The 9696-nt window shown below is 70.2% G+C and carries 10 protein-coding genes; 3 read left to right on the forward strand and 7 right to left on the reverse strand.

The annotated features are described in order from the left end of the window. Window positions 1-90: 90 nt before the first annotated feature. Complete coding sequence (locus tag AB0L65_RS54470) at window positions 91-660, reverse strand: Uma2 family endonuclease (protein WP_364264067.1); 570 nt, start codon at window positions 658-660, stop codon at window positions 91-93. Between the two features lie 63 nt (window positions 661-723). Next, the gene (locus AB0L65_RS54475; protein WP_364264070.1) at window positions 724-1329 is read right to left on the reverse strand and encodes a hypothetical protein; all 606 of its coding nucleotides are present in this window, start codon (window positions 1327-1329) and stop codon (window positions 724-726) included. A 134-nt stretch (window positions 1330-1463) separates the two neighbouring features. Here AB0L65_RS54475 and AB0L65_RS54480 point away from each other — a divergent pair, with 134 nt between their 5' ends. Then, window positions 1464-2228 (forward strand): glucose 1-dehydrogenase, encoded by a 765-nt coding sequence (locus AB0L65_RS54480; RefSeq protein ID WP_364264073.1) that lies wholly within the window; start codon window positions 1464-1466, stop codon window positions 2226-2228. After that, complete coding sequence (locus tag AB0L65_RS54485; protein WP_364264076.1) at window positions 2229-3023, forward strand: alpha/beta hydrolase; 795 nt, start codon at window positions 2229-2231, stop codon at window positions 3021-3023. Between the two features lie 7 nt (window positions 3024-3030). Here the strand turns inward: AB0L65_RS54485 and AB0L65_RS54490 are convergent, their stop codons facing one another. Both AB0L65_RS54490 and AB0L65_RS54495 read right to left on the reverse strand, forming a co-directional pair. Beyond that, window positions 3031-3630 (reverse strand): DUF4126 domain-containing protein, encoded by a 600-nt coding sequence (locus AB0L65_RS54490; RefSeq protein WP_364264079.1) that lies wholly within the window; start codon window positions 3628-3630, stop codon window positions 3031-3033. Window positions 3631-3634: 4 nt separating this feature from the next. Beyond that, window positions 3635-4540, reverse strand: coding sequence for a phosphotransferase (locus AB0L65_RS54495; protein WP_364264082.1), 906 nt, complete (start codon window positions 4538-4540; stop codon window positions 3635-3637). Between the two features lie 70 nt (window positions 4541-4610). On the opposite strand from AB0L65_RS54495, the gene AB0L65_RS54500 reads away from it, so the two are divergent. After that, window positions 4611-6968 carry an FAD-dependent oxidoreductase gene (locus AB0L65_RS54500; protein ID WP_364264085.1) on the forward strand — a complete coding sequence of 786 codons (2358 nt, stop codon included), beginning with the start codon at window positions 4611-4613 and terminating at the stop codon, window positions 6966-6968. Here AB0L65_RS54500 and AB0L65_RS54505 read toward each other — a convergent pair. The 3 genes from AB0L65_RS54505 to AB0L65_RS54515 form a co-directional block, all read right to left on the reverse strand. Then, on the reverse strand, window positions 6946-7704 hold the full coding sequence (locus AB0L65_RS54505) for a GntR family transcriptional regulator (RefSeq protein ID WP_364264088.1): 759 nt from the start codon (window positions 7702-7704) through the stop codon (window positions 6946-6948). The genes AB0L65_RS54500 and AB0L65_RS54505 overlap by 23 nt on opposite strands. Window positions 7705-7874: 170 nt before the next feature. After that, on the reverse strand, window positions 7875-8639 hold the full coding sequence (locus AB0L65_RS54510; protein WP_364264101.1) for a carbohydrate ABC transporter permease: 765 nt from the start codon (window positions 8637-8639) through the stop codon (window positions 7875-7877). A gap of 53 nt (window positions 8640-8692) precedes the next feature. After that, on the reverse strand, window positions 8693-9559 hold the full coding sequence (locus AB0L65_RS54515) for a sugar ABC transporter permease (protein ID WP_364264091.1): 867 nt from the start codon (window positions 9557-9559) through the stop codon (window positions 8693-8695). Between the last annotated feature and the right edge of the window lie 137 nt (window positions 9560-9696).

Raw genomic sequence — 9696 nt, forward strand, 5'->3', positions numbered from 1 at the left:
CAGGACGGATCAGCAGGTTGGGGACCACGATCCGCGTGGGAGGGCGGACGGGTTGTTCGCCGCCTTCGGTTGCGGTGAGCGGACTGACCGTTAAACCGGTGGCGATTCCAAGGTGAGATCGATGTCGACGTCGAATCCGATGTGGGTCTGGAGTCGCTTGCGGTGAATGCCGGTGGGGACGTAGGCCTTGACCGTTGGCTCAAGCTCGAAGGTGTAAACGACAGGCAACCCCTCTTCCTGCTCTACTCGCCAGAAGAACTTGATGCCCGCATTCGAGTATTTGATCGGCTTGGTGGTCCGATCCCTTTCCTTGGACTCGTCTGAGACCACTTCGACGACCAGGCGGACGTCTTCGGGCTTGAACGAAGTGCCTTTCGTGCTGAAAGCTGACCTTTTGACCAGGAGGATATCTGGCTCTGGCCGCTGGCGAAGTCCTAGCGTCACCGTCATTTCGCGCACGACCATGAGTTCCTGCGGCGGATGAAGCAATCGCTCGAACAGTCGGAGCGTGAGCATATGGAAGCCGGTCTGCGGTGACATCATGATGAGCGACCCATCGATCAGTTCGACGTGCCGGGGCGCGTCGGGGGGAAGGTGATCGAGCATGTCGGCGGTCCAGCCGCCGGGAGGGCCGGGATAGAACCACTCAGGAAAGGTCATAGTCATCAGTCTGCCTCCTTGGCTCTTCACGCGGCGCGCTTATTTTGCCACGTGGAGTAGTCGTCAGGGGCGGTCTTTGCGTTCCTCCATCGAGCGGCGGTAGAGCTCGTCGATCTGGTCCAGGGGGTCGGGGGCGTGGCGGCGGGCCTCGATCTCGAGGTCGGTGCGGGAGCCGAGGTCGGCGATGCCGGCGGCCGTGTGGTGCACCTGGTCGCCCAGGAGGTCGGCGCGGATGCGGGCGCACATCGCCGTCAGCTTGGCCTGGTGCTCCCTGAGCCGGTCGAGGGTGGCGTGGTCGACGTACGGGGACATGCGGCGCTGCTGGGCGTACAGGCCGAGCTGGCCGTCGTGCACGTCCGCCTGCGCGGTGAGGTCGGCCATGAGCCGGGGGAGGTCGCCGAGGCCCCAGCCGAGGCGCTGGGCGTGGTCGACGGCCTGGCGGGTGAGGGAGACCTCGCGGCGCAGGTCGAGGCGGAGGCGTTCGACCTCGGCGGCGTCGCCCGTGCCCATGGCGTTGACGTGGGTGCTGAGCCGGGTCGTGGCCTGCTTGGCCTTGACCGCGGCCTTCTTGCCCAGCTTGACCAGGAGGAAGACGCCCACACCGCCCAGCAGCAGGAAGAACGCCAGGATCACCAGTAGGACGACAAGCAGCTCGCCGATCTCCGCCACCTCCTGTGGGTCTCTGCATTGAAGGATAGTCGGCCGGGGCGGCATCGGCGCGGCCGAGAAACCAAGCAAGCACTTGATCAGAGCCGTTGGGCTGTGCTTCAGTTCTCGGAGAGCGGCTGGAAGGGCGGGGTGACGTGCTCGACGGCAAGGTTGTGATCATCACCGGTGGCGCCCGGGGGATGGGGGCGGCCACCGCGCGGCGCTGCGTCGCGGCCGGGGCTCAGGTCGTGATCACCGATGTGCTGGTGGAGGAGGGTACGGCCACCGCCAAGGAGCTGGGTGCCCGATTTCTCCCCCACGATGTGACAAGTCAGGACCAGTGGGCCGACGTGGTCGCCGCCACCCTGGAGGTGTACGGCAGGCTCGACGGGCTGGTGAACAACGCGGGCATCGCCCTCACGCAGTCGATCGAGCAGCAGCCGCTGGAGGCCTTCGAGCGCGTGCTCCAGGTGAACCTGGTCGGCGTCTTCCTGGGGCTCAAATCGGTGGTCAAGGCCATGCGCGAGTCCGGCGGCGGCGCCGTCGTGAACCTCTCGTCCGTCGCGGGCCTCACCGCCCTGCCCGGCACGGGCGGTTACGGCGCGTCCAAGTGGGGCGTGCGCGGGCTGACCAAGATCGCCGCCTTGGAGTTCGGCAAGGACCGCATCCGGGTCAACTCCGTACATCCCGGAATGATCGTCACCCCGATGACACAGCCGCTCGGGGCCGTGTCGGGGGACGGGACCTTCCCGCTGGCCGCCGCCGGGCGCTGGGGCGAGCCGGAGGAGGTGGCGGAGGCCATCGCGTTCCTGCTGTCCGACGCCGCCTCGTACGTGACGGGCGCGGAGCTGGCCGTGGACGGCGGGTGGACGGCAGGGGAGAGCGCGCTGCTGTCCCGACTGGAGGGTGGGGGTCAATAGATGCCGTACGCGGATATCGGCGGAAATATCAGGCTCTTCTACACGGAGGACGGCGACGGGCCCCCGCTGCTGCTCGTCCACGGGTGGGGCACCGACTCCCACCAGTGGTCCTGGCACATCGACGCGCTGGCGGCCACCCACCGGGTGATCGCCGTGGACCTGCGCGGCCACGGCTACTCGTCCGTCCCCGAGAGCGGCAACACGCCGCGGGAGATGGCCGGCGACCTGCGCGCCCTCCTCGAAAGCCGGGGCATCCCGCAGGCGGTCGCCGTCGGGCACTCGATGGGCGGCCAGGTGGTCTCCATCCTCGCCGTCGAACACCCCGAGCTGGTACGCGGGCTCGTCGCCGTCGACCCCGGCTACGGCATGACCGACCGGGTCGCCCGGCGCTTCCCCAGGATGATCGACGGCCTGCGCGGTGAGCACCCGCACGCCGCCGCCGAGAAGATCGACGAGTGGTGCACGAACGCCGGCACGCCCGCCGTCATCAGGCGCTGGCACAAGCGCAGGCTGTACGGCATGCCGCCGCACGTGTTGGTCCAGGCGTTCGAGGCCATGTTCACGGCCCAGGACGCCATCGGGGTACGCCCGGCCAGCGACGACTACCTGGCCCGCCGGCGCTGCCCGGTGCTGTCGATCTGGGCGGATCCGGAACGGGCGAGCTGGGAGTCGGGGCTGCTCAAGGACCCCGCGTCCAGGGTCGTGTGCTGGGAGGGCGCCAGTCACCGGCTGCACGAGGAGCGCCCGGCCGAATTCGTGGACCTCGTGGAGGAGTGGCTGCAAGCCCAGGAATAGCCCCGGGTCAGGGCTGGCCGCGGGCCGCTCTCCTGCGGGCGCGCATGCGCCGTACCTTCCTGATCAGCCACCACGCCAGCACGGCCATCACCAGCAGCGCGACGATCACCAGCGCCGGGGCGAAGACGGCCACCAGGCTCATGCCGAGCGAGCCCGCGTCCTCCGCCGTGCTCACCACCGGGGCGCCCACCCCGGCCGTCCCGGCGTTGATCACGGGCCGGGCGGTGGCCTTGACCGCGTGCACGGCCAGCGCCATCACGATGCCCAGCAGCCAGCCGGCCCACGGGTGCTCGGCCATCCAGGTGGAGTGGTCCACCTCGGCCGCCGCCTGCGTGGCCGAGAAGACCACGCCGCCCGACGCCGGGCGCACCACGGTCTGGATGGTGTCGTTGACGCTGTCCACGGCGGGCACCTTGTCCAGGACGAACTCGGCCACCAGCAGGACGGCGATCACCGCGAGCACGCCCCAGTTGGACAGCCAGGAGTAGCCGTCGGGGAGCTTCACGGCGTCCGTGAAGTTGGCCAGGACGCCCACGACGAGGAGCGGGATGTAGGCGTTCAGCCCGGCGGCCGTGGACAGGCCGAGGCCGGTCAGTGCGGCGAACATGCCCCTAGTCTGCCCGCGCGGCGTCGTCCATGAGGTGCGCAAGGTCAGATCCGGTGAATTCGGCCACCGCCCGCTCGTACTTCTCCATGCCCCACGACCAGAAGTCGAAGTCGATGCTCTCGTTCGCGCCGTCCTGGATGGAGGCCCAGAGCGTCCAGCCGTACTTGGACATGAGGCCGAGCAGCCGGGCGCGGGCGATCTTGTGGCGCAGGTGGCGGCCGTAGTACGCGGTGACGAGCTCCTCCAGGTGGCCGAGCGGCAGGTCGGACTCGCTCCAGATGTTGCCGAGCTCGAAGCAGGCGTCGTTGTTGCCGGCGTACTCGTAGTCGATCAGCCAGAGGCGCTGCCCGTCGTCGAGGATGTTGCCGGGCAGGAGGTCGTTGTTGCAGGGGACGGTGCCTTCGGCCCTTATTTGCAGACATTTCCGGATGTCTTCGACGGCGGGCATGAAGCCGAGGTAGTCCGCGGGAAGCCGGTAACCCCGCTCCCGCACGATCCCCAGATAATGACGCTGGATCTCGAACATGTCGAAGTCCCGTACGAACCGCGGCCCCGCGTGCAGGCGGCGGCACGCCTGCGCCACCCGGGGCAGGTTCGCCGGGTCGCGGAGGTCGGCCTCGGTGAACGTCCGCCCCGGCAGGAAGCCCACCACCAGCACCCCCAGCTCGGGCAGGTACGCGTGCACCGGCGCCCCCACCCCGGCCGCGGCGGCGGCCAGCGAGCACGCGTGCTCGGCGTCCCTGTCGATCCCCAGCAGCGAGGAGTCGCTGGCCCACACGCGCGCCACGTACGACCCGCCCGGGGTCGTGACCTTGTAGTTGTGGTTGGTCAGCCCTCCGGGCAGCTCCTCGACGGAGCGCGGCACGCCGGACAGCAGAGGAATGCGATCGAGCACCTCGGGCACGGCCATGCTCGATGCTAGGACGGACGGCGCTAAACGGTCTAGACCTTTTACCGGTCCGAAGGTTAGCCTCGCCAGCATGAGCGACTCGGCCCGCATCGTGATCATCGGTGGCGGGGTGGGCGGCGCGTCCGTCGCCTACCACCTCACCCAACTCGGCGAACGCGACGTCGTCCTGCTGGAGCGGGACGAGCTCACCAGCGGCTCCACCTTCCACTCGGCGGGCCTGGTCGGCCAGTTGCGCGCCGATCCCACCCTGACCCGCATGAACCAGTACTCCGTCGAGCTCTACCGCACCCTCGACGCCGGATGGACGGAGTGCGGCGGCATCAAGCTGGCCTCCACGCCCGAGCGGATGGCGGAGATCCGCCGGCAGATCGGCTGGGCGCGGACGTTCGGGCTGCCGCTGGAGGAGATCTCGGTGGCCGAGGCCGTCGAGCTGTTCCCCCTCATGGACCCCGAGGGCGTCGTGGGCGCCGCGTACCTGCCCACGGACGGGCAGATCGACCCCTCGCAGCTCTGTTACGCCCTGGCCCAGCGGGCCCGCGAGGGCGGGGCGGTCATCCGCACGCACACCAGGGTGCTCGGCATCTCGACGGCGAACGGTCGCGTCACCGGCGTGCGCACCGACCAGGGGGACATCGACTGCGAGATCGTGGTCAACTGCGGCGGCATGTTCGCGGCCGAGATCGGCCGCATGGCCGGGGCGCGGATCCCGATCGTGCCGATGTCGCACCAGTACGTGGTGACCGACGCCTGCCACGACCACACGGGGCTGCCCACGCTGCGCGACCCCGACCTGCTCGTCTACTACCGGCAGGAGGTGCAGGGGCTGGTCATGGGCGGGTACGAGCGCACCTGCGCGCCCTGGACGGCCGGCCCGAACTCCTTCGACGCCGTCCCCGCGGACTTCAACGGCCGCCTCCTGTCCGAAGATTGGCCGAGATTTGAGGAAATTTCGGATAATTCCCGGATTCGTGTGCCTGCGATGGCCGACGTCGGCATCCGCAAGCTGATCAACGGTCCCGAGGCGTTCACCCCCGACAACGAGTTCTGCCTGGGGGAGACGGAGGTCGGCGGGTTCTTCGTGGCGGCCGGGTTCTGCGCGCACGGCATCGCGGGCGCGGGCGGCATCGGCAAGGTGATGGCCGAGTGGATCGTCGAGGGCGAGCCCGGCATGGACCTCTGGCACATGGACATCCGCCGCTTCGGCCGCCAGTACCGCTCGCCGTCCTACACGATCAAGCGGGCCGTCGAGAACTACGAGACGTACTACGACATCCGCTACCCGGGCCACGAGCGCTCGGCGGGGCGGCCCCTGCGGCTCTCGCCCGCGTACGGCTGGCACGCCGCCCACGGCGCCGCCTTCGGCGAGAAGTCCGGCTGGGAACGGGTCAACTACTACGACGCGAACGCGACGGACGAGGGGGAACGGCCCGGCGGGTGGGCCGGGCGGCTCTGGTCGCCCGCGATCGGCGTCGAGCACCGGGCCACGCGCACCACGGCAGGGCTGTTCGACGAGAGCTCGTTCGCGAAGATCGAGGTCTCCGGCCCGGACGCGGCGGACCTGCTGGAATGGGTGTGCGACAACCGGGTCGCCCGCGAGGTCGGCGCCGTCACCTACACCCAGGCGCTCAACCGGCGCGGCGGCATCGAGTGCGACTTCACCGTGACCAGGCGGGGCGAGCAGGAGTTCCTGATCGTCACCGGCACCGCGTTCGGCTCGCACGACCTGGGCTGGCTGCGCAAGCAGGCCGCGCGCACCGGCGCGACGGCCAGGATCGCCGACGTCACCGGCCAGTACGCGTGCTTCGCCCTGTGGGGCCCGCGCGCCCCCGAGATCATCGCCGGGCTCACGCCGGACCCGATGGACTTCCCGTTCATGTCGTCGCGGGAGATCACCGTGGGGGACGTGCCGGTGCTGGCGCTGCGGGTCACGTTCGTGGGGGAGACGGGCTGGGAGCTGTACTGCTCCACCGAGTACGGGCTGGGGCTGTGGCAGGAGCTGTGGCGGGCGGGGGAGCCGTACGGGCTGGTGGCCGGCGGCTACCGGGCCATCGACAGCCTGCGGCTGGAGAAGGGCTACCGGGTGTGGGGCGCGGACATCGGGCCCGAGACGACGCCGTACGAGGCGGGGCTGGGGTTCTGCGTCAAGACGGACAAGGACTTCCTCGGCAAGGACGCCCTGGACCCGGCGCCCGAGCGGCGGCTGCGGTGCGTGACGCTGCGCGACCCGAGAGCCGTCGCGCTCGGCAACGAGCCCGTACGGCTGGACGGCAAGGTCGTGGCCCGGGTCACCTCGGGCGGGTACGGCTACACCGCCAAGGAGTCGATCGCCTACGCCTATCTGCCGGTCGGGCCGGGCGCCGAGGTGGAGATCGAGGTCGAGGGGGCCTGGGTGCCGGGCGTCGTGGTCAGGACCCCCTTGGTTCCGTGACGCCGCTGCGTACCGCGATCCGGACCCGGTCGGGGCGGAACAGGTCCCGGGCGAACTCCACCGGCGTGCCGTCGCCCGCGTAGGCGGTGCGCTCGATGAGCATGAGCGGCGCGCCGGGGGCGATGCCCAGCTCGGCGGCCTCCGCCGGGCGGGCGATCACCGGGGCCAGGTGCTCGACCGCCGTACGCGGCTCCAGGTCGTAGCGGGCGGCCAGCAGGGTGTAGAGGGAGCCGGTGAGGTCCTGGTCGAGGAAGCCCGGCAGAGGCGGGAACCAGGAGCGCTCCAGCGCCACCGGCGACAGCCCGGCCGAGCGCACCCTGGCCACCTCGTGCACCGGTGAGCCCTCCTCCACCTCCAGCGCCGCGGCCACCGACCGTGGCGCGGGCACGGTCACCGCCGCCAGGACCCGCGCCTCGGCCCGCAGGTGGGCCCGCCGCATCTGCTCGGTGAACCCGGCCAGCCCGGTCAGGTCGCACTCGATGCGCGGCTCGGCCACGAACGCGCCGCCCGACCTGCCGGGCACCCTGATCAGCACGCCGTCGCGCTCCAGGGTGGCCAGCGCCTGCCTGAGCGTCATCCTGCTCACGCCCAGCCGCCCGGCCAGCTCCCGCTCGCCGGGCAGCCGGTCGCCCGGCTCCATCTCGCCGCTGGAGATCGACTCGAGCAGCCACCGCTCGATCTGCACGTGCGCGGGGACTCCCGTGCCACGCTCCAGCTCCGGCGGTGTCCCGACCACACGCGCATCTTGACATGGGTTTCGGCGTGAATGCCAAATGTGGGCCACTTGCCCCCCGTCCGGGGCCGGGGTCCCTTGGGGGAGGGAACGGCGTGCGGTGCGGCGGGACGTCCCTGGCGATCGGGGCCGGGGTCCTCAGGGGGAGGGCGGGAGCCGGCGGCCGAAGGGGGTCAGCCCTTGATGGCGCCCTGGGTGATGCCGTTGACGAAGCTGCGCTGGAAGAGGAGGTACACGACGACGATCGGGGCGATGACGATCAGGCAGGCCGCCGCCAGCAACGGGATGTCCGTCGTGTACTGGCCGACGAAGAGCCCCAGCCCGCTCGGCGCGGTGCGCCGGTCCGGGTCCTGCATCATGACCAGCACCAGCATGAACTGGTTCCACGACCACATGAAGTAGAGAACGGACAGCGTGGTGACCGCGGGCCACGAGATGGGCAGCAGCACCCGCGCCAGCACCACGAGGTCCCGGGCGCCGTCGATGCGCGCCGCCTCGACGAGCTCCTCGGGCACGTTCGAGAAGTGCGTCTGCATCCAGTACACCCCGAACGGCATGAACAGCGCCGCCTCGGCCAGGATGACGCCGACGTAGGAGTCGGTGAGGCCGACCTCGCGCAGGTTGAAGTAGAGCGCCACCACGATGACCTCGATCGGCAGCGTGAGCCCCATCACGAACCCGAACGACAACGTCCGGTGCCCCCACACCTTGAGGATCGCCAGCCCGTACCCGGCGAGCGTGGCCATCGCCACCGCGAGCGGCACCACGACGACCGCGATCAGCACGCTCGAACGCATGAGGTTGGTGAAGTTGCCCCGCTCCCAGGCGAGCGCGAAGGTCTCCCACGACCACCTGTCCGGGATGCTCAGCCCGTCGAGCTGCGCGCCCGAGGGGTGCAGGGCGGCCAGGACGATGCCGGCGAAGGGCACCAGCACCATCACCGCCAGCAGGACGAGCACTCCGTACCGGACACTGACTCCGCCGAGCGTTCTCAACTCTGATCATCCCTGGTGAAGTATCGGACGGCGCTGACGACGGCGACCACGATCACGGTCAGCACGACCGCGAGCGCGCTGGCGCCGCCGATGTCGCCCTCGTTGAAGGCCAGCCGGTAGACGAGCAGGCCGGGCACGTTGGTCTGCCCCGCCGGGCCGCCGTTCGTGGTGACGAAGACGAGGTCGAAGCTGGCCAGCGCGGCGATCGTGGTGATGACGCCGGCGACCGTGATCTCCCTGCGCACCCCGGGTACGGTGACGTGCCGGAACTGCCGGAGCGCCCCCGCGCCGTCGAGCTTGGCCGCCTCGTACAGGGACGGGTCGATCTTCTGCGCGCCGGCCAGGAAGAGCATCATGCACAGCCCGCTCATCACCCACGTGCCGATGAGGCCGAGCGCGATGAGTGCCAGGCCGTAGTCGCCCAGCCAGGCGCGGGTGATCGACCCCAGACCCACCAGGTCGAGGAACTGGTTGACCACGCCGGACTCGCCGTAGAGCCAGCGCCAGGTGATGCCGACGGCGACGAGCGGCAGCACCTGGGGGAGGAAGAAGACGATCCGGAAGAACGTCATGCCCCGGCGCACCTTGCCCATCAGGAGCGCCGTCATGAGCAGCCCGACGCCGATGGGGATGACCGAGAAGAAGACGATCAGCGCGAGGCTGTGCAGGATGGCCTCGTACAGCGCTGAATCACGAAAAATCTTGACGTAGTTGGAGAAACCAGCCCAGACCGGCGGCAGGATGCCGTCCCAGGTCAGGAGCGACAGGCGGAGCGTGTTCAGCGCCGGCCAGATGGCGAAGCCCAGGTACACCGCGAGCGCGGGCAGCACGTACAGCCAGCCCCTGGCCCGTCGCCTCCTCAACCGCGGGGGCCCGGCGGCCGCCCGCCCCCCGCCGCGGGCCGGCAGTTGGGAGGACTTCAGCCGGCTCGAAGGGCAGCGACCGCTTCGACGAGGCCCGCCGCCTCCAAAGCGTCGAGCACATCATCAACGGTCTCCGG

The sequence above is a fragment of the Nonomuraea sp. NPDC052116 genome, from assembly GCF_040680035.1.
GTDB classification, from domain to species: Bacteria; Actinomycetota; Actinomycetes; order Streptosporangiales; family Streptosporangiaceae; genus Nonomuraea; species Nonomuraea angiospora_A.